The following is a 23,401-nucleotide window of genomic DNA, read 5'->3' on the forward strand; positions in this document are numbered from 1 at the left end:
ACGGACGTCACAACGCACTTCCGGGTCAGGCAACTGCGGTATTGCGAACCGATTCCAGAAGCCGGTACCAGAGGCCCCGTGGCATAGGGCTTCGAGCGCCATTGAGCGCTGAGTGAATACGCTCGGGATTCATGGAGCCCAGCACGGGTATGGGCGTTCCGGGAATCTGTCGTAACCAGGCGATAGCCAGGCCGGTGTCATCCAGACCGGTTTCTTCCCGAGCCTCTTCCATCAGCTCTGCCGGGATTCGGTCCGCCAGGCCACCACCACCCAGCGGAGACCACGCCAACCAGCGCAGTCCATCCGCAAGATGAGCTTCAAGGGTGCCATCGAACAACGGATCGGTGTGGAGCAGGGATAACTGGCTTTGATTGCACACCAGTGGTAGCGCGGTGTTCCGGGCCAGCCATCGCCATTGCTCGGGCAGGAAGTTGGAGACGCCGATCTGGCGAATCTTACCCGCGGACACCGCCGCTTCCAGCACTCGCGCGACGTCCTCGGCCTGCATCAACGGATCAGGACGGTGAATCAGAAAGGTGTCAATCTGTTCTACCGCCAGTGAGGCGATGGCCTTGTTGATCGCGTTCTCCACATAATCCGCTTCGGCCCGGTAGTGTTTTACCCGCCACTGCGAGGTGTCCCGGTCGGCCGGAACAATGCCGGTTTTGGTGATCACCTGCAGGTTTTGGGCTAGGGCCGGGTGAGCACGTAATGCATCCCCGAACAGCCGTTCACACTCGCCACCACCGTAGATGTCGGCATGATCGAACACGTTCAGGCCGTCATCCAGCCGCGCGGCAATCCAGTCCGCAAGTCGGGCCGGTTGCGTGAGGCTGGGATGGTCATGGAGCCGCATCATTCCCAGAATCAGGGGTGTTTCCGGTGTGAATCCTGCTGTTTGGGTGTTTTGCACGATTACTCCTTGCCGAAGGCGATCACCACCCGGTCGTCGCCGTGGGTTCTTGAAAAGACGTAGGGTTTGGTACTGAGTTGTTTGTGTTCCCCGGCACCAATTGCCGGGTGACGTGCCCGGAACTGGCCCAGCTTTGTCCAGTGGGACAGGACCGGCTGTGCCGTGCCATTTTCGATGTCGGCCCAGTTCATGTCTGAACGGGTGCCCTGGTGGCCGTCAGAACCCGTGGGCCCGAAAGCGCGGCCGGATTCGTCTCCGTAGAATATCTGACTGGTGCCCGGTGTAAACAGCAAGGCCGCAGCGACCCGCTTCTGCATCGCCGGTTTGTTGTCGGCAATGCGGCTGAAAAGCTGGGTGTCGTGGGATGAGATATAGCTCATGACGTTGAAGGGGGTGTCGCCGTGCATCTTGTCGGAATACTCGCTGTAGATGGGCTCCATGGCGGGCAGGCAAGCTGCACCGGCCTGGGCTTCCTCCTGCAGGTCAAAGTTGATGACGGCGTCGAATCCGGCATCAAAGTAGCTGCTTCGGGTCACAGTATGGGGGAATACCTCCGCGACCATCCAGAACTCTTCCGCTGGCAACGGCTGGCCGGGATTATTGGCGCGATAGGTGTCCAGTGCATCCTGAGCTTTGGTTTTCAGTTGTTTCCAGGCTTCCGGCTCCACGTGCTTGGCGGTGTCCACCCGGAAACCATCAACACCGAACTCGCGCACCCAATCGGTTAGCCAGGTGACCAGATAATCCCGGGCGGTGGCGTCTTCAAGCTGTGTGGCGCGGGTGTTTTCCTTGTTCTGCAGGAAAATGGGCAGGTCCACTGCCTGGGTGGATTCCGTCTTGAAATCCGGCAGGAAGGCGAGGGAGCCCCGTACCGGATCAATGGAGGCTTTGGGTGGCGTGTCGTAGTCGCCGATGCCGGCGCGAACCCAGTCCTTGCCCCACCAGTTGGCCCAGCCCGGATGATCGTAGTCGATCAACGCATGGTAGGCGTGGAAGTTCTCCCAGGATTCCGGTCGCCAGTCGCCCCATTGTTCGGGCAGGTGCTTTTCGAAGCCTCCGCGCAGCCCGCCAACGTTGAAGGTCTGCATATCCTGAAGGGTGGCGTAGCCCGGGTGGTTCATAACCACGTCCATAACCACGCGGATGCCGCGGGCATGGGCTTCTTCCACCAGGGTGCGGAATTCCTCGCGGGTGCCGAAGTTGGCGTCAGGGCGGGTGAAGTCCAGAGCGTAATAGCCATGGTACCCATAGTGTTGGAAGTCCCCCTGGTCACCACCGCCAACCCAGCCATGAATCTGCTCGAAGGGTGGGGTGACCCAGACTGCATTGACGCCGAGATCCTTAAGGTAGTCCAGCTTCTGTGTCAGGCCAGCAAAGTCCCCGCCGTGGAAGGTGCCGATTTCATCCTTGCCGTCGGGCTTGCGACCGTAGTTCAGGTCGTTGTCGGTGCGGCCATTGGCGAAGCGATCTGTCACGGTAAAGTAGACGGTTGCGCCCGCCCAGGTGAAGCTCTGCTCCGGAGCGTCCACGGCTTCCAGCAGTAACAGGCCTTCGGCGTCCGGGGCCGGGGTGAGTGTGACCTGGCCATCTATCACCTGTGCCTTGTTGCCACTGTAGTAGTCTCGCACCCAGTCGCCGTCTTTGAAGGCATTGCCGACGGTAACGGTCATCTCTGCCTGGGTGGCGGTGCACATCCCGCCGGTTAAAACAGCGCGGTTGTCCGAGGGTGGGGCGGCGGTCTCGAACTGGCCACCGGCGCAGCCGGCAAGCGAGAGGCACGTCACAAGGCTGGCGGTAAACCTGATTTTTTTCGGGGTCTGGCTCATGCAATGGGCTCCGGTTCCATTTATTGTTGTGGTTATCCAATCAAACCAGACCTGAACGGTGGGTGGTAGACGGAATTCACTACGCCTCACTACTCCCCCGTTCTACGCCTCAGGGAATGAAATCAGGGCTGATGCCAGCAACAGCAAATTGCAACACAGTTCGGTTACTCGCAATAAAAAGATTTGCGTTCAGCCCGCCCGGCCAACCTCGTGTCAGGGCGGACAACAAGAATAAGGCAGGAACAAGCAGAGGAAACACCTGATGAATCGTCGAACTTTTATCCGTAGTTCACTCGCAGCTTCCATTGTTGCAGCAACCTTTGGCATCTCCGCACCGGCTCACGCCGAGATCGAGGAAGGCAAGCTCCTGGTCTGGATCAATGGCGACAAGGGCTATGATGGCCTGCAGGAAGTGGGTGACTGGTTTACCGAGGAAACCGGCATCCCCGTTGAAGTGGCTCATCCAGACAGCGCCACTGACAAGTTCCAGCAATCCGCCGCCACGGGCAATGGCCCGGACATCTTTATCTGGGCCCATGACCGTTTCGGCGAATGGGCGCAAAGCGGCATCATTTCCGAGGTCAAGCCGTCACAGCGTGTTATCGGTGAGAACTTCGATTTCACCTGGGATGCTGTGACCGTCGATGGCAAGATGTACGGTTACCCCATGGCCGTCGAGTCCATTGGTCTGATCTATAACAAGGACCTGGTGCCCGAGCCGCCAACCGCCTTCGAGGACATTCCCGCCATTCACAAACAACTGGCGGAAGATGGCAAGCGCGCCATCCTCTGGGACTACAACAACACCTATTTCACCTGGCCAATGATTGCCGCGGCCGGCGGCTATATTTTCGCCCAGAACGAAGACGGCAGCTATGACGTCAAGGACACTGGCGTGAACAACGAAGGTGCCATGAAGGGCGCCAACATGCTCACAACCCTGATTGAAGAAGGCGTGATGCCTCGCGGTGCGGATTACAGCGCCATGGAGTCCAGCTTCAACAAGGGCGAAACCGCAATGATGATCAACGGCCCATGGGCCTGGGGTAACCTGGAGAAGAGCGACATTGACTTTGGCGTTGCCAAGTTGCCCACCGTCGATGGCCAGCCCAGCAAACCCATGGTTGGCGTGATGGCGGCGACTCTCAATACGGCCAGCCCCAATAAGGACCTGGCGGTAGAGTTCCTTGAGAACTACGCGCTGTCCGTCAAAGGCCTGAAAATGGTGAACAACGATGTTCCCCTGGGAGCCGTGGCCAACAAGGAATTTATGGACGAACTGTCGTCCAACCCGAATATTGCGGCGACGTTTGAAAACGCCCAGTTGGGTGAACCCATGCCGAGTGTGCCTGCCATGGGCGCTTTCTGGTCCTCCATGGGGCCGGCTCTGCAGAACATCACATCTGGAAGACAGCCCGTTGAGGACGCCCTGAACTCAGCAGCACAGCGCATTACCCGGTAATGCCCCTGATGGGAGTGCCGTCGGCCGCCGTGCCGATGGTTCTCCCAGCCGTGCTGACCTGTTGTTGTAAACCTGCCCTCGCCAGACGTTGGCGACGGCTTTAAACGGGCTGACTACAATGATAACGGAAACCCTGTCCTCCCCCGGAACCGAAAGCAGACTTCCAATGACCCGAATAATTCTAAAGTGGGGTGCCCTGGCCGCATTGGTAGGCATGGCGCTCTACCTGATACTGGCATTGTATGCCCAGCAGGAGTTCGTGTTCGCGATGCTGTTCCTGGTGCTGACGGCATCAGCGGTGTTTGTGTTCGTGAACAAGAAACTCTACGCCCATCGCTACATTTTCCCCGCAGTAGCCGGTATGGGGGTGTTTGTTATTTTCCCGCTGATGTACACGGTTGGTATTGGCTTTACCAACTACAGTGCCAGCAACCTGCTGAGTTTTGAGCAGGTGAAGGACAACCTGATGGACCGGACCTACCAGTCCGATTCCGTCCGCTATAACTATGAGCTTTTCAACACCGATGCCGGTTATGTGATCTACCTTGAGGGTAAGCACCAGAACCTGGTTTCGGCTCCGCTGGCGCTGGACGGTTCCGACACCAGCGCGCCGGTCTTACCCGCTTCGGATAAGCCGGCTGGCGAGCCGCTGGCCATTCGCGACATTATCCAGTTGCGATCGGAACTGTCGGAGCTGGACCTGCTGACCGAAGACGGGCGCGAGCTGAGCATGGCCAGCCTGCGTGCCTTTGCGGCCATCAACGCCCAGTTCACGTTGCACGACAACGGCAGCATCACCAACAACCAGACGGACGTGACCTACTTTCCGGACCACGACACCGGCTTCTACCGCAGTGCGGAAGGTCAGACACTGTCGCCGGGGTGGACCGTGAACATCGGCTGGGACAACTACCTGAAGGTGGTGTCCGACCCGAGCATTCGCGGGCCGTTCTTTGAGATCTTCGTATGGACGCTGTCCTTTGCCGTGGCAACCGTGGTGTTCACCCTGGCGCTCGGGCTGTTGCTGGCGAACCTCCTGCAGTGGGACCAGATTCGCGGAAAGGGCTTCTACCGCACCATGCTGATCCTGCCTTATGCGGTACCGGCGTTTATCTCGATCCTGGTGTTCAAGGGCCTGTTCAACCAGAACTTCGGTGAGATCAATCTGGTACTGGAAGGCCTGTTCGGATTGCGGCCTGACTGGTTCAGTGACCCGGCGCTGGCGCGAACCATGATCCTGATCGTTAACACCTGGTTGGGCTACCCCTACATGATGTTGCTCTGCATGGGCTTACTGCAGGCGATACCGAGGGATCTCTACGAGGCCTCCGCGATGGACGGGGCTGGGCCGGTGAACAACCTGTTCAATGTCACCCTGCCGCTGATCATCAAGCCATTGATGCCGCTGCTGATCGCAAGCTTTGCGTTCAACTTCAATAACTTCGTCCTGATTGCGCTATTGACCGGTGGCGCGCCCGATATTATCGGCGCAAGCACACCTGCGGGCACCACAGACCTGTTGGTGAGCTACACCTACCGCATCGCGTTTCAGGATTCCGGACAGAACTTTGGCCTGGCGGCTGCGATTGCCACAGCCATCTTCCTGGTGGTTGGCGCCCTGTCGCTGATCAACCTGAAACTGTCCAAAGTCAAAGTGTAAGGAGCTACCCATGGCAATGGTTCAACCCCGCTCCACCAAGTATCGCGTTCTGGCGTCCCATCTCGGGATGCTGGGCTTTATCGTGATCATCCTGTTCCCGCTGCTGATGGTGATCTCCATCTCCTTCCGCAGCGGTAACTTTGCAGCCGGCAGCCTGCTGCCGGAGAACCCTTCGCTGGAACACTGGTACCTGGCGCTGGGCATTCCCTACACCGGGGAGGACGGCACGGTCACCCAGCCGCCGTTCCCGGTATTGTTGTGGCTGTGGAACTCCATCAAGATCGCAGTGATCTCTTCGGTGATGATCCTGGCCCTCTCGACCACCAGTGCCTACGCCTTCGCCCGCATGCGTTTTGCAGGCAAAGGCTTTGTGCTCAAGTCGATGCTGATCTTCCAGATGTTCCCGCCGGTGCTGTCTCTGGTGGCGCTGTATGCCCTGTTTGACCAGATAGGCAACCATGTGAGCTGGTTGGGGCTGAACACCCACGGTGCTGTGATCGTGGCCTCGCTCGGCGGTATGGCCTTGCATATCTGGACCATCAAGGGCTACTTCGATTCCATCGACCGCTCCCTGGAAGAAGCCGCCATCGTGGATGGGGCAACCACGTGGCAGGCGTTCCGCTACATCCTGCTGCCGTTGTCGGTACCGATCCTGGTGGTGGTGTTCATCCTGGCCTTCATCATGACCATCATGGAATACCCGATGGCATCCGTGTTGCTGGTGGACACCGACAAGCTGACCCTGGCGGTCGGCGCGCAGCAGTACCTGTACGAGCAGAACTACCTGTGGGGCGACTTTGCCGCTGCCGCTGTGCTCTCGGGCCTGCCCATCACGCTGATCTTCCTGTATTGCCAGAAATGGATTGTTGGCGGGCTTACTGCTGGCGGCGTCAAGGGTTGATGCCGCTGGACTGAATTGAACGTTCTCCTACGCCGCCACGGAGGATCCCGGGCGGCCCTTCCGCGAGAAATGCGTCTTCCTTTTCCGCACTTCGCGACCCGGTCAGGCTAATACCCCCCCCTGCTGACCGGGCTTTTTTGATTCCCCTGTCAGCCCCCAACCACAACTCGAGCATTATCTGTCCGCTGAACAGTGGCGGAGGTCCTCCCGAAACACGCTGTGAATACGTCCGTGTACGCTCGGCTACGCCATCCATGGCTCCGCACGGTTTCGGGAGGACCTCCGCCACTATTCAGCTACCTTGGAAATAGTCGATAAACCGGGTGTATTCACAGCGTGTTTCGGGAGGACCTACCAGCCTGTTTGGCGGCCAGGCCAGGCCAGACCAGATTAGACGATACTGAAAGGGCAAAAAAAGGGGCCGGTACGTGACGGAACCGGCCCCTGAAAAGGTGTCAGAGCAGATCAGAAATCAATGCAGGGTTCCCGGTAAAGCCGGGGGCAGGCGTTGCCGTCTTCGCGGAACAGGTGGCACTTGATGGCCTTGATGCCCAGGGTGACTTTCGAGCCTTCCTGGACGGGGTCGCTGCCGTCGGTGCGCATAGTGATCACGCCATCCACGCCGTTCACGTCCATATGCACCAGGGTCTGATAACCCAGCCGCTCCACGACGGTCACTTCGCCGTCGAGGTACATATCCGCTTCTTCGTCGTTGCTCAGGTGCTCCGGACGAATGCCCACGGTGACAGATTCACCAGCGGCCAGCTCATGGCCGTTGATGGGCAGTTCGAGAGAGTGTTTGCCGGGCATGGTAACGGTTACGGACTGGCTGCTGGCACTCTCCACGGTGCAGTCGATGAAGTTCATCTTCGGGGAACCGATAAAGCCTGCCACGAACCTTGTTGCGGGGTAGTGGTAGAGTTCCATGGGCTTGCCGACCTGGGCGATGGTGCCGTTATCCAGGGCAACGATCTTGTCGGCCATGGTCATGGCTTCCACCTGATCGTGGGTGACGTACACCATGGTGGCGTCCAGCCGCTTGTGCAGTCGGGAGATCTCGATGCGCATCTGCACCCGCAGGGAGGCATCGAGGTTGGATAGGGGCTCATCGAACAGGAATACCGTGGGCTCCCGAACGATGGTGCGGCCAATCGCAACCCGCTGGCGTTGACCACCGGACAGATCCTTGGGTTTGCGTTCCAGCAGGTTGTTCAGTTGCAGCAGTTTGGCGGCGTCGTTAACGCGCCGGTCAATCTCGGCCTTGTCAGTCTTGGCGAGTTTGAGCCCGAATGCCATGTTTTCCGCCACGTTCATGTGGGGGTATAGCGCATAGGACTGGAACACCATGCCCACTTCCCGTTCCTTGGGGGGCAGGTTGTTGACCTTGTCGTTGCCGATGTACAGGTCGCCCGAGGTGATGTCCTCCAGCCCCGCGATCATTCGCAGCAGGGTGGATTTGCCGCACCCGGAGGGGCCGACAAACACCACAAATTCACCGTCGTCGATATCCAGGTTCACATTGCGGGTGACCTGGGTTTCGTCATAACTCTTGCAGATGTTTCTTAATGTGACGCTGGCCATAACGTATGTCTTCTTGTTTGATCTGTGAAAGCGGACTCAGAGTGTTGCAATCTCCACACCCCAGGGCTGCAGTTCCAGCTCCCGGTCATTCCAGGAACCGCCGACAAAATCCGGCGCGCCGCTGACTCTCTGGCCCGCGGCCGGAGCTGTGATTCGAACTTGCTGATCAGTCAGGTTCAGGGCGACCAGGAAAGTGGCGCCTTCATAAGTCCGGGTGTAAACCAGAGTGTTTTCGGGGCTGTCCAGAAACTCAATGTCGCCCTTCAACAGTACCGGTTGCTGTGCACGCCAGCCCAGGAATGTACGGTATGCCTGCAGGATGGAGTTTTCCTGTTCGTGCTGGACGGCCACCGCGGCACTGTAGTGTTCATCATAAACCGGTAGCCAGGGGCGTGCATCGGAGAAGCCACCATTGGCCTCTTTGTTGTGCCATACCATGGGTGTACGGCAACCATCCCGGCCTTTGTATTCGGGCCAGAAATTGATGCCATAGGGATCCACCAGGTCTTTGTATTCCAGCTCCGCCTCGGTCAGCCCCAGTTCTTCGCCCTGATAGATGCAAACGCTGCCACGGAGTGTCAGCAGCATTGCCATATAGGTTTTCAACTGTTCGGGCGAACCCGCCTGCCAGCGGGTAGCAACCCGTGAAACATCATGGTTGCCGATGGCCCAGCAGGGCCAGCCGTCGGTCAGTTTTTTCTCTATGGAGTCGACGGTCTTATGGAAAAAGTCGGCTCCATGCTGTTCTGTCAGCAGATCAAAGGAATAGGCCATGTGCAGCTTGTCGCCGCCACTGGTGTATTCCGCCATGGTCTGCAGGGAGTTGTCGTCGCCGATTTCCCCAACGGTAGTCGTGCCGGGATACTGGTCGAGCAGGGCACGCAGGCGCTGCAGAAAGGCCAGGTTTTCCGGGCGGGTCTTATCGTATTTGTGGAACTGGTATGCGTAAGGGTTTTCCTTGCGCACACCAATGGAGCCTTCAGCAACGGCGTTGCTGGGCGGATTGTCCCTCAGTTCCGGATCGTGGAAACAGAAGTTGATGGCGTCCAGGCGGAAGCCGTCCACGCCGCGGTCCAGCCAGAATTTTACGTCTGACAAAACCTGTTCAACCACGTCCGGGCAGTGGAAATTCAGATCCGGTTGGCTGGTCAGAAAATTGTGCAGGTAGTATTGCTTGCGGCGGCTGTCCCAGGCCCACGCGGAGCCGCCAAACACCGACAGCCAGTTGTTGGGTGGGGTGCCGTCGGCATTCGGGTCTGCCCACACGTACCAGTCCGCTTTCGGGTTGTCGCGGCTGGCGCGGCTTTCAGTAAACCAGCGATGCTGATCGGAGGAATGGCTCAACACCTGGTCGATCATGATCTTCAGATCGCGTTTGTGGGCCTCGGCAATGAGTTCATCGAAGTCCTCAATGGTGCCGAATATCGGGTCCACTCCGCGGTAGTCAGAGACGTCGTAGCCAAAGTCCTTCATCGGCGAGGTAAAGAAGGGTGACAGCCAGATTGCATCCACGTTGAGGCTGGCGATGTAATCGAGTTTGGCAGTAACCCCAGGCAGGTCACCAATGCCATCGCCATTGGAATCGTAGAAGCTGCGTGGATAAACTTGGTAAATGACGGCTCCACGCCACCAGTCCGGGTTTTTCATCATCTTGCCTCGCTTAACACCCTGGCGGTGAAAGATTGTTATTGTGAGAGCGGAGAGCATCCGCTGGAATAGCTTTCATGCATAGTGCGACGATGCTCCCGGCTGTTCATCCTCCTGACGCACTTTTTATTGGCGTAGACGGGGGGATGAGGGGGGCGTAGAGGGGATGAGTCAGGGGCTGGCATCAAAACAACGATCAAACACAATTATTGAAATGAGGGTGGGTGGTGAACAACGGATGGTTATATAAGGCGGCAGTTGCACGGACGTTGGCGTGGGGTATGGCCATGCTGCTGACTGTGGCCATGCCGGCCCAGGCCGAATGGGTACGTGTGAGCGGTACGGCAATGACCACCGCCATAGAGATGGAGTTCTGGACCGAGGATCCGGCCGTGGCCAGCGAGGCAGGAGATGCCGTGCTGGCTTTGTTCGACCGTATCGACCGTCAGATGAGCCGTTACCGGGAAGATTCCGAACTGTCCCGGGTTAACCGCGAGGCGGCCAACGGACCGGTGGAGGTGAGCGACAGTCTCTTTACGGTGCTTCAGCAGGCGCTGAGGATTTCTGAATTGAGCCATGGCGCCTTCGACATCAGCTTTGGTTCCATCGGCTACCTGTACGACTTTCGCGCCAGACAACAGCCCTCCGATGAAGAGCTGGCGGAAGGCTTGGCAAAGGTGAATTACAGATCGGTGGTGCTGGACCCCAGTGCCAATACCGTCCGATTCCTTGATGAGGGGGTGCGGCTGGATCTGGGTGGCATTGCCAAGGGGTATACCGTTGACCGTGGTATCGACATCCTGAAATCGTTCGGCATTCGTCATGCCCGCTTGAGCGCGGGGGGAGACCTGCGGCTGCTGGGTGATAAGCGCGGCAAGCCTTGGATCGTGGGTATTCGGGACCCCCGATCTGAATCACGCAACGCTATGGTTTTGCCACTGACCAACGTGGCAGTGTCGACATCAGGCGATTACGAACGCTTCTTTTTTGACGACAACAACGAGCGTGTCCATCACATTCTCTCGCCCGCGACTGGAAAACCGGCAAAAGGCGTGCAGAGTGTGACCATCCTCGGCGACGACAGCATCACAACCGATGGCCTGTCCACGGCGGTCTTTGTGCTTGGGGCGGCCAAGGGGCTTGAAATGGTCAATCGGTTGAAGGGCATCGACGCCGTCATCATTGATGAACAGCGTCAGGTGCATTATTCGGACGGGCTGATGCCACCGGAAAGGGAGTGATGCAAAAGGGGTGTGCGACCGGGCCCGTAAGCCCGGTCACGCCGGGTCACACAATCGGTTCGAGGGCGATGAGCCGATCACGGCTGTTTTGATTCCCGAGGCCATGATTGGGGAACCGATCGGAGTTCTCGAACATGCCTTGTTCCCCATGCAGGGCCATGTAGTTGAGCAATACCGTCTGCACCAACTGGTTTACGTTGTTGGCCGCAGGGCTCGAGGCGGTTTCCACGGAGGCGTCCGAGCGCATAAAGCCAATCTGGTTGGTGAGGGCAGTGGGTTGGCCTGCCGGGCTGTAGACCAGGAAGAAAGACGCAGCCGTCTGCTGGTTGTCGCCTGTCCACTCGCCTTTGCCGCGCCCGGCCATGGATTCGTCCAGCCGACCATTGCTTGATACGGAGCCGTCGCTGAACACGTACAGCATCAGCGGCGTGCCCGTCCGGTGGGCGTATTCCAGGCAGGCACCCATGCAGCGGCCCGCCAGGTAGTCCCGCTCTTCACCGGTGCCACGCTCGCCAGTGTGGTAGTCATAACCACCCAGCGTAACGGTACCGGCACCGGCGTAGCCATTCTGGACCAGTTTCATAACGGCTGCTGTTTTGCGGATTTCCCGGCCCAGCCGCGAGTTTTCGTTGAACTGGGCTTCGGTGAAAATGCCACCCACGATGTCCGTATCCTGAGATGGATCGATAGAAGACGGATCGGCAAAGCGTTCGGTCAGGTCTGCGCTTTTAACATAGCCGCAGTTGACGAGGTCCTTCACCACATCGTCTCTGGTGACAAGTGTGGTATCGACATTGTCCAGTTTCTTGCGGCTGATGCGCTGGATGGACTCCATCACGGCGACGGCATCGTCCTGATCCAGAATGGCGGTCAGGTCGCCCACGTCCACCAGCCCCGAAACATCGCTCGGGCGGTCAATCTTGGTGGGGCGTACTTGAGGATTGATCAGGCTCATGGGCGCCATGGAGTTGCCGCCACTTTCTGAGCTCTGCGAACCCACAAGTGTGAGTAGTTCACCGTCAGCGCCCGCCTTGCTGATGCCGTACATCGGGTTATGGGGGTTATTGCCGGTGTCGTTCTCGGAACGGGCGGCAATGATGGCGCCATTGATGAAACCACGGGCGGCAATCGACGTGCTGTCTTGCATGCCCCGCAGGAAACCGCTGTCGGAATGGAACGCCAGGCCAAACTCCTGGTTCACGAAGGCCGGGTCGTTGGGCAGCATCGTGCCGGGCAAGCCCAGCTTGTTGTAGCCGGCCGTGCTCAGGAAGTCGAACTGGCCACCGGATTTGCCCATCAGCACATTCGAGCCGGCGATGTTGGCACCGCCGGCGAGGTCAAAGCAGATAAAGGGAATCTTGCCCGCGCCTGCGGAGGCGATGCCGCAGGATTCTTTCCAGTCCTCAAGGTCCGGAGACAGCGCTGCAGCCGCCTGTCGTGGATTGGCGAACAAGCTGAACACGGATGCGCCACAGAGGGTGGCTGCACCGGTCATAAAGCCCTGCGCGATGAACTCGCGTCGGGTTTTCGGTCTTGAGTGATCGCTGTGCAGGAGAGGTTGATCCGTCGCCAGTGCACGTTTGCGAGAAGGTTTGATATACATGGTCAACGTCCTCTACTGGATCAGTGTCACTGCACTGCCCAGTACGGCTGCGCAGCTTGCTTTGACAACGGTTTCGGTACGGCCGGCTTCGCAACTACCACCACAGGTGGTGAGTCGTCCCATCAGCGCGTCCAGCTCGGCTTCAATGTCCGCATCACTCGGTTGCGTTGTCAGGCTTGTGCCGACGAACTTCTCCATCAACGGCGTTTTGATGAGATCCCGGCCGGCGTCGTCAAACGCAGTGCTCGCATTCTCGCCAAAGTCAAAGCCCGGGAAGAAGGCGTTGCGGCGCGTGGTATCCGACACCAGAACATCACAGTACTGGATCGCCATCTGGGTAATCGCCATTTGATGGGATGACAGGAAGCCTTCAAGGTCCTCCACGGTCGGTAACTGCTGCTTAACCGTAGTGAATGTTTCGGCAACGCCCGGCTGGGTGGTCGGAATACCCGTCACCTTGGACATGGACGCATTCACTTCGTCAAACGTCTTCAGGCCGATGGCGGAGAATTCCGTGCTACCGGTTTCTGGTGGCTGCGTCGGGACAGGGCCTTCCACTCGAACGTCTGTGTTACTACCGAGCTGTTCAAAGGTCAGGAAGAACTGGTCGTTTTCCGGGCCTTCTTCCAGCGCGAGAACCGTGCCGAGTCTCGACAGTGGCTGGCCGGAGCCTGCTACGTAATCACTGGCATTCAGTGTTAGATCCAGGTTGGCGAACGATTGGCCTACGACCACTTCGCGGCCGTTGATGCCTATTCTCATGCCCTTCAATGGTATACCCGATGGAGACTGGGTCTCGTCGAGACTGATGAAGAACGGATTTGAGAACAAATAGCCGTAGTTGTCGAACTGGCTGACCTCAAAGACGATAAAGCTTTCCGGCATATCCACCAGGTGGGATACGCTGAACAACAGGAAGAACTTCTGGCCAACGCCCACGTCGTAGTTGGCGGCAACCTGCTCTGCGGTGAGGGCACGGTTGTGGATGGCAAGCATCCTGACCGCGCCTTCCCAGGGCGATTCACCGTCCGTCTCATTGCCCAACACCAGGGCGAAACTGTCGTCCCAGTCGGTCAGCAGGCCGGCGGAATCCGGGTCGACATCACCGGAGGGTTCGCCATTCACAAAAATTTCGCGGCCACCGTCCGGTGAAAAGTTCACCACCACGTGTTGCAAGGTCGCCTGCAACAGCATCGGGTTGGCTTCGGTCAGCATTGGATCGTTCTGGTCGGTGGTGGTGCTCCGATGCAGGAACTCGTAGCTCTGCATGTCCTGGCCCAACGTGAAGTTCCGCGCTGTCGAGGAGCCGGAGTAGGTCACGATGCGGGAGTCTTCCTGGGTGATGTTGCCGGGCACAACCCACGCTTCGATGGCGTATTCGCCGGAGGCGGTCAGCAGGGTGTGCAGCTTGCGGCTGTCGGCAGTGGAGCCTTGAGCCTTGCCGGCACGGATCATTTCGCCTTCTTCGGTTTCAAAGGCAGGGCCAATATCAATACCCCAGCCGCCAACCCAGCCAACGTTGCCGCTGAGCGTGAGGTCCAGGGGTGGGGAAATACCGCTGGTATCAAAGGCCGTTGGGCCGTCGCCTGCTTTGAATTCGTAAAGCGCGATGACGTTGTCTTCGTATCGGCCGCCGGCATTGGCCAACAGACCGTCGTTGGCGAGGTTCAGTGCCTTGCTGGTTACCAGGTTGGAGGGGATTGGCTCCGGGTCCCCGAGGCGATCAATGAAGGCCTGGATTGCAGCCAGCATCTCTGTGGCAGAATCGAGGCACTCAGCATCCCAACAGTTATGACGGTCGTCTCTCAGCCTTTCTACGAGCCTTGAAGAAGCTTCATCGGTAAGTATCCATTCATCGGTGACCGGATCTTTTCCGTCGTTCAGATCAATGCGGCTTTTGGACTGATCGTACGCAATGCCGACATTGGAGCTTGCAATGTAGGGTGTCTGGCCGTTGCTGGTGTGGCATTCGCTGCAGTACTGGGTTAGTACTGGGTAGACGGTGTTTGCAAAGTCGTCGGTGTCTGACGGAAAGGTCAGTGTGTTGTTCACGTCCTGGATGTTTGGAGCGCGAAGTTCGACCGTTTTAACCGATCCCTCCGAGCCACCCGCCCAGTTTGAAATGTAGACCGTCAGCAGGTCGGTACAGGCAGTGACGGACGTCGTCCAGCAGTTGTGGCCACCCGCTACCTTGGTCACCATCTCGGACTGGGACGGGTCGGACAGATTAACAATGGTATTGGCCTGGGCGTAGGCAATGTTGATGTCGCCCTCATGCACAAACTGTGGTGACTGGCCGCCGGCGTTGTGGCAGGCGCCGCACTTGTTCTGGCCAGAAAGCTCATCCCACACGCTGCGCTTGAAATTCAGTACATCGTCGCTGGCGGGGGGCGGGCCACTATAGCTAACGGTATTGGAGCCGCCGCCGGTGTTCGGAAGGGCTTCGGTAGACTCGCCACTGTTACAGCCCGCAAGAAAGAGCAGGGCGGCAATAACGGAGAACAGCGCAGCGGGGGCTCGGGTTCCTATACTGATTATGGTTTTCATAATGTCCTATTCCCCCCGGCAATACGCGGCAGATTCCGCAAAGGCAGTTTTGAGGTTGTACCCGCTGCGGAAACTCGTAACGATTTCGCTAATCTTTGAGCGATCGCTATCGTTTGAAGGCTCTCGCAGGCAGACATTGCGGAATACTTTTTTCACCTGGCACTGGGCAAAGGCGTCGGAATTGGCAAACTCCCGCCCCAGGCTCTTGGCGCCGTTACCGGAGCCGGGCAGGGAACCATCCCAGCCCAGGCGCCGATTGGTGCCGGACCGCCAATAGTTGTCCCAGCCATCGTCCGGCGTCACGTATCCCTGCTCAAAGGTGGTTGAATTGATGTGGTATTTGGCGACAACGCGGGTACCCGTTTCCGGGTCCACGTCGCTAACAGAGTTGTAGATCAGCCTGCCCAGTTCGCCGTCAGGGTCCGTGCCCGCGTTGTACTGGTAGTCGTAGTAGGCAAAGGCCTGGGTCATGGGGTCCATGCCGGTATGACAGCCAACGCAGTTGCTGAGGAATACCCGGCTGTCGCCACCCGGGCTTCGCGACACATCCTGGCGGATGCGGTCCGGTGGCAGGGATACGTCCGCGACCTGCTCCAGGTCATTGCACATGTGGTTGAGCAAGGTAAACCGAAACATGGCGCGGTTGGTGCCCGCGCTGAAGAACGCCCTCGCTGCGGCCCGGGAGGTGATCACACCGGCCGTGGCGCCCGTGGGCAATTCGGAGTTCAGGCTGGACTGTGTGGTTTGCTCCAGCACGTTGTCATCACTGAGGGAGTAACCGGAGCGCTCAAGGTCCTCATAGTTGTCGTTGTTCGACGTTGAGTATGCCGAGATGCCGTTCAGGCTGGCGTTGCCGACATAGAGTATGTCGTCATATAAGACGCGTCTAAAATCATGTTCATCCCGCACAATACCGATGACCGTTGCCGTGTAATCATTCAACGGCACGAAGGGGGACATCGCCTCATTTGTCCATGGTGCAACGAAATTTTTGAGGGTAACATCGTAAAACGCTGGATCTTCCATGGCCGTGTAGGCGGCAGAAACGGCGCCTGACGTACCATTGTTGGTTATATTTGCCGCCATCTGATCGAGCACCTCCGGAGAAGGAGGAACACCGGCGATGCGTTCATGGATGCGTTTTGCCTGGTCCCGCGGGCCAGCGCTTGCGATGGTAGCGTGCGTTCCGACCAAAGCCAGCAGGACAGTGAGTAAAAATGTCCTCTTTATAAGTTGCCGGGTCGTACATAAGACTGTCATGATCGATTCCCTCGATTTCGTTAGCATTCGCACATTAGTACCATTTTACAATTGTTCAAAGTCTAGGCGAGCTATTAACTGCGGTTTTGAGTGCTGCTCCACGTTATTACATAGCGTTACGTAAAAGGCTTGGAGCACAGGCCCCGTCTCGACTTAGCGTATGTAAATGGATTTTCAGGCCAAACAGGGTTCGTTGGTGGTGACTAAACATTACGAAAATAAAATGTTCTCTTGCGTCAGTGGGTTACGTTACCATCTCGCTGTCTTGGGCCGGGTATTCGCGCTTCTTCCTGTCGCTCTGGCTGCAGGGTGTCTCCAGAGCGGCGACAGTCAGTCCAGTGACCCTGTGGTTGTTGAGAATCCGGTCGTCTTTGTAAAACGCCCCTTGCTTTTCGATGAGGACAATGGCGCGCTCATCGGTGACAACCTTGCCGAGCCTGCGGAGTTTCGTCCCGGCGCTCGCCTGTTCCTGAAGGATCGCGCGTCTCCCGACGCGCCGTCGCGAGACATCACTTCATCCGCTTTTCCGGGGCCGCTTGGCTACGACGTCAAGGATCTCACCGTCTCTTACGATGGTACTCGCGTTCTCTTTGCCATGAGGGCGCCGGAGATTGAAGACGCGGATGAGGACGAACAGCCAACCTGGAACATCTGGGAGTACGACGTATCTTCAGGCACTCTCCGGCGCGTTATCGAATCCAACGTCACCGCCGAAGCAGGGCAGGATATCGCGCCTGCTTACCTGCCTGATGACCGCATTGTCTTTTCCTCCACGCGGCAACGGGTGTCTCGCGCGATTTTGTTGGACGAGGGCAAGCCCCAGTATCCGGCGCTTGACGAGGAGCGCGAGGTTCCGGCCTTTGTCCTGCACGTGATGGATGCTGACGGGGACAACATCGAGCAGATCACGTTCAACCAGAGCCACGATCTGGACCCATTGGTAACGGACGAAGGCGCCATCGTATTTAGCCGCTGGGACAATGCCGGCCAAACCCAGGGCAACGGATTCAACCTCTATAAGGTCAATCCGGACGGCACCGGGCTCAGTTATCTTTACGGCCGCCACTCTCATGGCTCTGTCAGCGATGACGTCAACATTGAGTATCTGCGCCCGCAGGCGACGGATTCCGGTCGACTTCTGGCTCAGCTCCGTCCTACCGAAACCAACAACTTTGGGGCGGTTCCGGTTGAGATTGATGTCGAACGTTATGTAGAGGCGGGCATCCGCGTTGACGGCAATCCCGGCTCGGCGCAAACGCCGTTGGTCAGCGGGTTGTCCCTTGGCAATGAGATCTCGCTGCGCGGAAACTACAGCTCGGTATCCCCGTTTCTGGATGGCACCCGTCGCTACCTCGTTAGCTGGAGCCCATGCCGGCTGAGGCTTGCCACTGGCAATGGCGACATCCTCAACTGCACGCAGGAGCGGATTGCCTCGGGCGCCTATCGGGCCGCCGCTCCCGTTTACGGGTTGTGGTTGCTTGATATGGCGTCCGGCACCCAGCGCCCGATTCAGTCGCCCGAGGAAGGCCAACAGTTCGATGAGGCGGTACTGATGACCGAAAGGTCTCTGCCGACGTTTATTCCCGAATCGCAGTTCTCAGGCGATGCGGCGACCCTTGCAGAGGATGGTCTTGGCATACTGCAAATCCAGAGTGTCTACGACATTGATGGCGTCGATACTTCTCCAGCGGGTATTCGGCAGACAGCCGATCCGGCGATTGTTTCTCCGGACAACCTTCCCAGGCGCTTCCTTCGACTCGAAAAGCCGGTCTCAATTCCCGATGAAGAGGTCAGGGACTTCGACAACACCGCCTTTGGGCGCAGCCAGGCGCAGTCGATGCGGGAAATTCTCGGCTACGTGCCGGTCGAGCCTGATGGGTCGGTTCGGGTGGCAGTGCCCGCCAACGTCGCGTTTGCCATCAGCGTGTTGGACGATGAAGGACGACGGATTGGCCCCCGTCACCAGAACTGGTTGAACGTCAGGCCCGGAGAAACCCTGGCCTGCAGCGGTTGCCATAACCCTGGCAGCGCGGTGCCTCATGGTCGCGCGGATGCTGGTCCGGCTCCGGCTTATACAGGAGCACTGACCGATATCGAATTTCCTAATGCCGACCCTGCCCTGGTTGCAATGATGGGCGAAACCATGGCGGAAACCTGGGCCCGGATTAACGGAACCCGTCGCCTCGGGCCGGACGCTGTCTATGTCGATCAGTGGACAGACCCCGGTGATGCCAGTCTCACACCGGGCACAGCCTTCTCGCTGAGTTATGCGGACCTCGAAACGGCCGCGCCGATCCGTCCTGAGTGCGCCGATGACTGGCGCGCCGCCTGTCGAACCGTCATCAATTACGAGCAGCACATCCATCCGCTGTGGGGGCTTGAAAGACTCATTGATGATGGGAACGGCAACGTTATTGATGATTACTCCTGTACGGGATGTCATTCCAACACCGCCGCGGATGAGACGACCCAATTGCCAGAAGCCCAGCTGGACCTGAGTGATGGCCCTTCGTCGGATGAACCGGATCATTTCAAGTCCTACCGGGAGTTGTTGTTCAACGACAACGAACAGGAGTTGGTCGGTGACCAGCTCGTTGATGTGCAGGTGCAAGACGGGTTCCTGCTGGACGAAAATGGAGAGCAAATCCTGGATGATGACGGCAACCCAATTCCCGTGTTTGTAAACGTCAACGTGCCTCCCACCATGTCCGTGAATGGAGCGCGGGCCAGCGGTAACTTTTTCAATCTGTTCCGCGAAGGTGGGCTCCACCAGGGATTCCTCAGCCCAGATGAACTACGTCTGATTGCCGAATGGCTCGATATCGGTGGCCAGTATTACAACAACCCCTTTGATGCTCCGGCGGACTGATAGGACCTGAACTGTTAACCATGAGACTGGCCCTTATACTGCTGTTTTTAACCGTGCCCCTGTCCGCCACCGCCGACTGGCTATGGGGCGGTGCTGACGAACCGATGCCCCAGGTTCAGGTGGCGGAGCCGTTTGTGGAGTGGCGTACTGGTCCGGCGGTGGGCTACCCAGTATTCCACACCAGTGAAAAGGGCGAGTGGCTGACGTTGCGCATGCGCAAGACGTCCTGGCTGAAAGTCACCGACCGCAAGGGCCGGGAAGGCTGGGTACATGTGGACGATGTGCAACTGACACTGGATGGCGAGGGCGAGCAGGTCTCACTCAGTAATCCACGTTTTGATGATTTCAGCAGCCGCCGTTGGGAGGCGGGGTTGATGATGGGCGAGTTCGAGGGCGCGGCGGTAACTGCGGTTTACGGCGGGTATCTCCTGACCCGCAACCTGTCGGCAGAGCTCTGGGGTTCGCAGGTACTGGGAAGCGCCTCTGAAATTCGCATGGTGAACGCCAACATCGTTCACCAGCCGTTTCCGCACTGGCGTATTTCGCCGTTCTTCACGCTGGGCGTGGGGCATATTTTCATCGAGCCCAAAGCCACCCTGGCGGACCCCGGAGACCGGGATAACAGCATTGGGCACGCCGGCCTGGGCCTGCGCGCCTATGTCACGGACAACTATTTTATCCGTGCCGAGGTCAAGGACTATAAGATTTTTACCAATCGGGCAACCAACGAAGAAGCAACAGAATGGAAAATCGGATTAAGCATATTCTTCTGACCGTCCTGCCGTTTGCGGGCCTGCTGCTGGTGCCAGCTGCTGTCAGCGCCCAGGAGGACGACCGGCCATTGATTGAGCCGGATGTGCGGCCCCAGAAGGTCGACGAGGCGTTGATCGACACCGAGAACTTCGAGATCGGTGCGTTCGCCGGCATCATCAATATCGAGGATTTTGAGTCATCATTCCTGTGGGGCGGCAAGCTGACCTACCACCTCAGCGAAACCTTCTTTTTTGAAGCCAATGTGGGCTTTGCCGAAGGCGGAGAAACCAGCTTTGAAAAGCTCGCCGGGGACGTTCAGGTGTTGTCGGACGAAGACCGGGACTACCGCTACTACAACATCAATATTGGCATGAATGTGCTGCCCGGTGAGGCCTTCCTGACCGAGAACTATGCCTTCAATACCAACTTCTACCTGATCGGCGGGGCCGGTGCCACGGACTTTGCCGGTGACACCCGGTTTACCTTCAACGTGGGCGCTGGTTACCAGGTATTGCTGACCGACAGCGTATCGATCCATCTGGGGGTGCGTGAACACTTCTACCGGATTGATGTGCTGGGTGAGGAAAAAACGTCCATGAACACTGAGGTCAGTGGTGGCCTCTCTGTCTTTTTCTGATAACAGGAGTCAATGATGACAACACGGTTTTTGGGATTGGCCCTGACCCTGGCGACGCTGGTTGGCGTTTCATCCGTTCAGGCCGAGGAAATGAACATTCCGGCGCCGGACTTCACTCTTGAAAGCCGTCAGGGCGAGAACCTGCGGCTACAGGATTTCCGTGGCGAAGTGGTAATGCTCAACTTCTGGGCGTCCTGGTGCGGGCCCTGTCGTCAGGAAATGCCATTGATGGATGACCTGTACGCTCAGTACAAGGATCTCGGATTCACCATCCTGGCGGTCAACGTGGATGAGAACCGAGACGAGGCACACCGTTTCCTGGACAAGGTGCCAGTCAGCTATCCGATCCTTTATGACCCGCAGAGCGATGTCAGCGAACAGTACGAAGTGCAGGCTATGCCGACCACGGTCATGATTGACCGCGATGGCAACGCACGTTTTCTCCATCATGGCTACCAGCCCGGCTATGAAGACGAATACGAAACGCAGATCCGGCAACTGGTGCGGGAATAGCTTGAGGCAGGTGAGTGTATGAACCCTTTCAAAGCAGTGATGGCATCGGCAATCGTGATCCTCATAACGGCGGGGGCGGCCGGTTGCAGTGACATCAAGCCCTGGGTGAAGCCCTATGAGCGGGACAAGCTCGCGGACCCGGTCATGAGCCTGAGCCGGCATGGAAAAGCGGACGCCTATATGCATCACGTGTACCAGGCCCGTGAATCCGCAAGGGGGGCGGAAGGCGGCTCCGGAGGTGGTTGTGGCTGTAACTGATTGCTCCCGGCTGTTCCCTGTGCTGGTAAAGGGGTTGGCGTGTGCGATGGCGTTTGTACAGATCGCCACCGCAGCAACCCTGCCGCAAGACAACGTGGATGTCCTTTATCACCGCTATGATGGCGGCGGCATGGTCATTGATGGCCCCTCCGTGCTGGTGCGCAAGAGCGTGGGCCCCCAGGTGTCGGTGTCCGGCCAGTATTACGTGGACATGGTATCCGCCGCGTCCGTGGATGTGGTGGCGCTAGCCAGTGAATACACCGAAGAGCGCACGGAATACACCCTCGGGGTGGATTACCTCCATGAGGACTCCATCCTGAGCCTGGGCTACACCAACAGCTCAGAGAACGATTACGAAGCCAACACCGTCTACTTTTCCGTCAGCCAGGAATTCTTCGGCGGCATGTCCACGGTCACCCTGGGTTATGCGCGGGGGCAGGACGAGGTGGGTGTCAGGGGGGACGAATCGTTCAGCGAAGACGCTGATCGCCAGAATTACCAACTCGGTCTGAGTCAGGTCATGACCCGCAACAGCCTGCTGGGCGTTGACCTGGAAGTGGTGACGGACGAAGGCTTCCTGGAGAACCCCTATCGCCGAAATCGCTATATCGACCCAGACGACCCCAACAACTTTATACTCGACCAGCCCGAGCGATACCCGGAAACCCGCACCAGTTTCTCCGTGGCCACCCGGGCCTTGTACTACCTGCCTTACCGGGCATCGATTCGCGGTGAGTTCCGTTATTTCAGTGACAGCTGGGGCATTGACGCCCAGACCTTCGAGCTCGCTTACGTTCACGCCCTGAATCCGCGCTGGACGCTTGAGGGACGTGCCCGGTACTACGTCCAGGACGAGGCGGATTTCTACAGCGACCTCTACGCCTTCGAAAACTCCCAGACCCACCTGGCGCGCGACAAGGAAATGAGTGCGTTTTCCGGCACTACCCTTGGTGGCGGCGTGGTGTACGAGTGGAAACAGACCTCGTTGCCGGGCATCCAGCGCCTGCAGGCGAGCCTCTTGGTGGACTGGCTCGATTTCAGCTATGACAACTTCCGGGATGTCACTGTGTCCGGCGATTTCCTGCCGGGGCAGGAGCCCCTTTATTCGTTCGATGCCTTCGTAACCCGGGCATCGCTGATTCTTGAATACTGACCAGGTCGGGACGATTCAACATGATGACCTTGAAGAACACATTCGCACTGCACATTGTCAGCCTGGCACTGGCGTTCTGGCAGCCGGCAGCCATGGCCCAGGACAATAGCGAAGCCGAAACCGGCGACGGTGCGGTCTCGTTGAGCGTTGAAGAGCTGAAAAAGCAGGTGATCCGCCTGAACCGGGACCTGTTCATTCTGGAAGAGGACCTGCTGTATCCCGCCAGTACCCAGTTTGCGGTGTTTCTCAGCCTCGACACCGGCGAATTCCTCAAGCTGGATTCGGTGAAACTCAAGGTCAATGACGAAACCGTTGCAGCGCACCTGTATACCGAGCGTCAGGCCAAAGCATTGCAGCGTGGCGGTATGCAGCGCCTGCACATCGGTAACCTCAAGACGGGCGAACACGAGGTGACGGTGTTTGTTGAGGGTATTGGCCCGGATAACCGCGCCTATAAGCAGGCCGCGACCTATCAATTGCAAAAGGATACGGATACCGCTGCCCTGGAGGTCCGCATCCGCGACCGCTCATCTGATTACCAGCCCGAAGTGGCGATTGTTGAGTGGGAGTAACGCGG

18 protein-coding genes are annotated in these 23,401 nt (G+C 58.2%); 11 read left to right on the top strand and 7 right to left on the bottom strand.

Annotated features, from left to right (window positions below):
- Window positions 1-25 precede the first annotated feature (25 nt).
- Both SIC19_RS17720 and SIC19_RS17725 read right to left on the bottom strand, forming a co-directional pair.
- Window positions 26-913, bottom strand: coding sequence for an aldo/keto reductase (locus SIC19_RS17720; RefSeq protein ID WP_226909930.1), 888 nt, complete (start codon window positions 911-913; stop codon window positions 26-28).
- A gap of 2 nt (window positions 914-915) precedes the next feature.
- A complete protein-coding gene (locus SIC19_RS17725) occupies window positions 916-2,739 on the bottom strand; it encodes an alpha-amylase (protein WP_127401556.1) in 1,824 nt (607 codons plus the stop codon).
- Window positions 2,740-3,001: 262 nt separating this feature from the next.
- Between SIC19_RS17725 and malE the strand changes: the two genes are divergently transcribed.
- The 3 genes from malE to malG all read left to right on the top strand — a co-directional run bounded on the left by malE (window position 3,002) and on the right by malG (window position 6,762).
- A complete protein-coding gene (malE, locus tag SIC19_RS17730) occupies window positions 3,002-4,201 on the top strand; it encodes a maltose/maltodextrin ABC transporter substrate-binding protein MalE (protein ID WP_127401554.1) in 1,200 nt (399 codons plus the stop codon).
- A 166-nt stretch (window positions 4,202-4,367) separates the two neighbouring features.
- Window positions 4,368-5,861, top strand: a complete 1,494-nt coding sequence (malF, locus tag SIC19_RS17735; RefSeq protein WP_085680155.1) for a maltose ABC transporter permease MalF — start codon at window positions 4,368-4,370, stop codon at window positions 5,859-5,861.
- A 10-nt stretch (window positions 5,862-5,871) separates the two neighbouring features.
- The gene (malG, locus tag SIC19_RS17740; RefSeq protein WP_041335489.1) at window positions 5,872-6,762 is read left to right on the top strand and encodes a maltose ABC transporter permease MalG; all 891 of its coding nucleotides are present in this window, start codon (window positions 5,872-5,874) and stop codon (window positions 6,760-6,762) included.
- A gap of 465 nt (window positions 6,763-7,227) precedes the next feature.
- Here the strand turns inward: malG and malK are convergent, their stop codons facing one another.
- Complete coding sequence (gene malK / locus SIC19_RS17745; RefSeq protein WP_085680157.1) at window positions 7,228-8,343, bottom strand: maltose/maltodextrin ABC transporter ATP-binding protein MalK; 1,116 nt, start codon at window positions 8,341-8,343, stop codon at window positions 7,228-7,230.
- A 36-nt stretch (window positions 8,344-8,379) separates the two neighbouring features.
- Window positions 8,380-9,993 (bottom strand): alpha-glucosidase family protein, encoded by a 1,614-nt coding sequence (locus SIC19_RS17750; RefSeq protein WP_127401552.1) that lies wholly within the window; start codon window positions 9,991-9,993, stop codon window positions 8,380-8,382.
- 278 nt (window positions 9,994-10,271) lie between these two features.
- On the opposite strand from SIC19_RS17750, the gene SIC19_RS17755 reads away from it, so the two are divergent.
- Complete coding sequence (locus SIC19_RS17755; protein WP_323808210.1) at window positions 10,272-11,231, top strand: FAD:protein FMN transferase; 960 nt, start codon at window positions 10,272-10,274, stop codon at window positions 11,229-11,231.
- Between the two features lie 46 nt (window positions 11,232-11,277).
- Here SIC19_RS17755 and SIC19_RS17760 read toward each other — a convergent pair whose 3' ends face one another.
- Genes SIC19_RS17760 through SIC19_RS17770 form a run of 3 tightly spaced genes read right to left on the bottom strand, consistent with a single transcriptional unit; the run spans window position 11,278 to window position 16,467 of the window.
- A complete protein-coding gene (locus tag SIC19_RS17760; protein WP_041334188.1) occupies window positions 11,278-12,834 on the bottom strand; it encodes a hypothetical protein in 1,557 nt (518 codons plus the stop codon).
- Window positions 12,835-12,846: 12 nt separating this feature from the next.
- Window positions 12,847-15,381 (bottom strand): LamG domain-containing protein, encoded by a 2,535-nt coding sequence (locus tag SIC19_RS17765; RefSeq protein ID WP_127401550.1) that lies wholly within the window; start codon window positions 15,379-15,381, stop codon window positions 12,847-12,849.
- Window positions 15,382-15,387: 6 nt separating this feature from the next.
- Window positions 15,388-16,467 (bottom strand): hypothetical protein, encoded by a 1,080-nt coding sequence (locus tag SIC19_RS17770; RefSeq protein ID WP_227662353.1) that lies wholly within the window; start codon window positions 16,465-16,467, stop codon window positions 15,388-15,390.
- A gap of 397 nt (window positions 16,468-16,864) precedes the next feature.
- Between SIC19_RS17770 and SIC19_RS17775 the strand changes: the two genes are divergently transcribed.
- Genes SIC19_RS17775 through SIC19_RS17805 form a run of 7 tightly spaced genes read left to right on the top strand, consistent with a single transcriptional unit; the run spans window position 16,865 to window position 23,396 of the window.
- On the top strand, window positions 16,865-19,510 hold the full coding sequence (locus tag SIC19_RS17775) for a hypothetical protein (RefSeq protein ID WP_226909929.1): 2,646 nt from the start codon (window positions 16,865-16,867) through the stop codon (window positions 19,508-19,510).
- A gap of 20 nt (window positions 19,511-19,530) precedes the next feature.
- Window positions 19,531-20,283 (top strand): SH3 domain-containing protein, encoded by a 753-nt coding sequence (locus SIC19_RS17780; RefSeq protein ID WP_126812302.1) that lies wholly within the window; start codon window positions 19,531-19,533, stop codon window positions 20,281-20,283.
- Window positions 20,253-20,900: an outer membrane beta-barrel domain-containing protein gene (locus tag SIC19_RS17785; RefSeq protein WP_091641376.1), complete on the top strand. Its 648-nt coding sequence runs from the start codon at window positions 20,253-20,255 to the stop codon at window positions 20,898-20,900. The genes SIC19_RS17780 and SIC19_RS17785 overlap by 31 nt, the downstream gene beginning before the upstream one ends.
- A gap of 15 nt (window positions 20,901-20,915) precedes the next feature.
- Window positions 20,916-21,413, top strand: coding sequence for a TlpA family protein disulfide reductase (locus SIC19_RS17790; protein ID WP_007153661.1), 498 nt, complete (start codon window positions 20,916-20,918; stop codon window positions 21,411-21,413).
- A gap of 18 nt (window positions 21,414-21,431) precedes the next feature.
- A complete protein-coding gene (locus SIC19_RS17795) occupies window positions 21,432-21,671 on the top strand; it encodes a DUF4266 domain-containing protein (protein ID WP_127401546.1) in 240 nt (79 codons plus the stop codon).
- Window positions 21,658-22,824 (top strand): DUF3570 domain-containing protein, encoded by a 1,167-nt coding sequence (locus tag SIC19_RS17800; RefSeq protein WP_227662354.1) that lies wholly within the window; start codon window positions 21,658-21,660, stop codon window positions 22,822-22,824. The genes SIC19_RS17795 and SIC19_RS17800 overlap by 14 nt, the downstream gene beginning before the upstream one ends.
- A 20-nt stretch (window positions 22,825-22,844) precedes the next feature.
- Window positions 22,845-23,396 (top strand): hypothetical protein, encoded by a 552-nt coding sequence (locus SIC19_RS17805; RefSeq protein WP_036205193.1) that lies wholly within the window; start codon window positions 22,845-22,847, stop codon window positions 23,394-23,396.
- The last annotated feature ends 5 nt before the right edge of the window (window positions 23,397-23,401 follow it).

The sequence above is a fragment of the Marinobacter sp. MIT930201 genome (assembly GCF_047122665.1).
Classification (GTDB): domain Bacteria; phylum Pseudomonadota; class Gammaproteobacteria; order Pseudomonadales; family Oleiphilaceae; genus Marinobacter; species Marinobacter salarius.

Bases quoted from the DNA above. Each gene is read 5' to 3' on its own strand.
- malG (WP_041335489.1), top strand. From the start codon at position 5,872: ATGGCAATGGTTCAACCCCGCTCCACCAAGTATCGCGTTCTGGCGTCC.
- SIC19_RS17760 (WP_041334188.1), bottom strand. From the start codon at position 12,834: ATGTATATCAAACCTTCTCGCAAACGTGCACTGGCGACGGATCAACCT.
- SIC19_RS17775 (WP_226909929.1), top strand. From the start codon at position 16,865: ATGTTCTCTTGCGTCAGTGGGTTACGTTACCATCTCGCTGTCTTGGGC.
- SIC19_RS17805 (WP_036205193.1), top strand. From the start codon at position 22,845: ATGATGACCTTGAAGAACACATTCGCACTGCACATTGTCAGCCTGGCA.
- SIC19_RS17750 (WP_127401552.1), bottom strand. From the start codon at position 9,993: ATGATGAAAAACCCGGACTGGTGGCGTGGAGCCGTCATTTACCAAGTT.
- SIC19_RS17755 (WP_323808210.1), top strand. From the start codon at position 10,272: ATGGCCATGCTGCTGACTGTGGCCATGCCGGCCCAGGCCGAATGGGTA.
- SIC19_RS17785 (WP_091641376.1), top strand. From the start codon at position 20,253: ATGGAAAATCGGATTAAGCATATTCTTCTGACCGTCCTGCCGTTTGCG.
- SIC19_RS17765 (WP_127401550.1), bottom strand. From the start codon at position 15,381: ATGAAAACCATAATCAGTATAGGAACCCGAGCCCCCGCTGCGCTGTTC.
- malF (WP_085680155.1), top strand. From the start codon at position 4,368: ATGACCCGAATAATTCTAAAGTGGGGTGCCCTGGCCGCATTGGTAGGC.
- SIC19_RS17780 (WP_126812302.1), top strand. From the start codon at position 19,531: ATGAGACTGGCCCTTATACTGCTGTTTTTAACCGTGCCCCTGTCCGCC.
- malK (WP_085680157.1), bottom strand. From the start codon at position 8,343: ATGGCCAGCGTCACATTAAGAAACATCTGCAAGAGTTATGACGAAACC.
- SIC19_RS17770 (WP_227662353.1), bottom strand. From the start codon at position 16,467: ATGGCGGCAAATATAACCAACAATGGTACGTCAGGCGCCGTTTCTGCC.
- SIC19_RS17790 (WP_007153661.1), top strand. From the start codon at position 20,916: ATGACAACACGGTTTTTGGGATTGGCCCTGACCCTGGCGACGCTGGTT.
- SIC19_RS17725 (WP_127401556.1), bottom strand. From the start codon at position 2,739: ATGAGCCAGACCCCGAAAAAAATCAGGTTTACCGCCAGCCTTGTGACG.
- malE (WP_127401554.1), top strand. From the start codon at position 3,002: ATGAATCGTCGAACTTTTATCCGTAGTTCACTCGCAGCTTCCATTGTT.
- SIC19_RS17795 (WP_127401546.1), top strand. From the start codon at position 21,432: ATGAACCCTTTCAAAGCAGTGATGGCATCGGCAATCGTGATCCTCATA.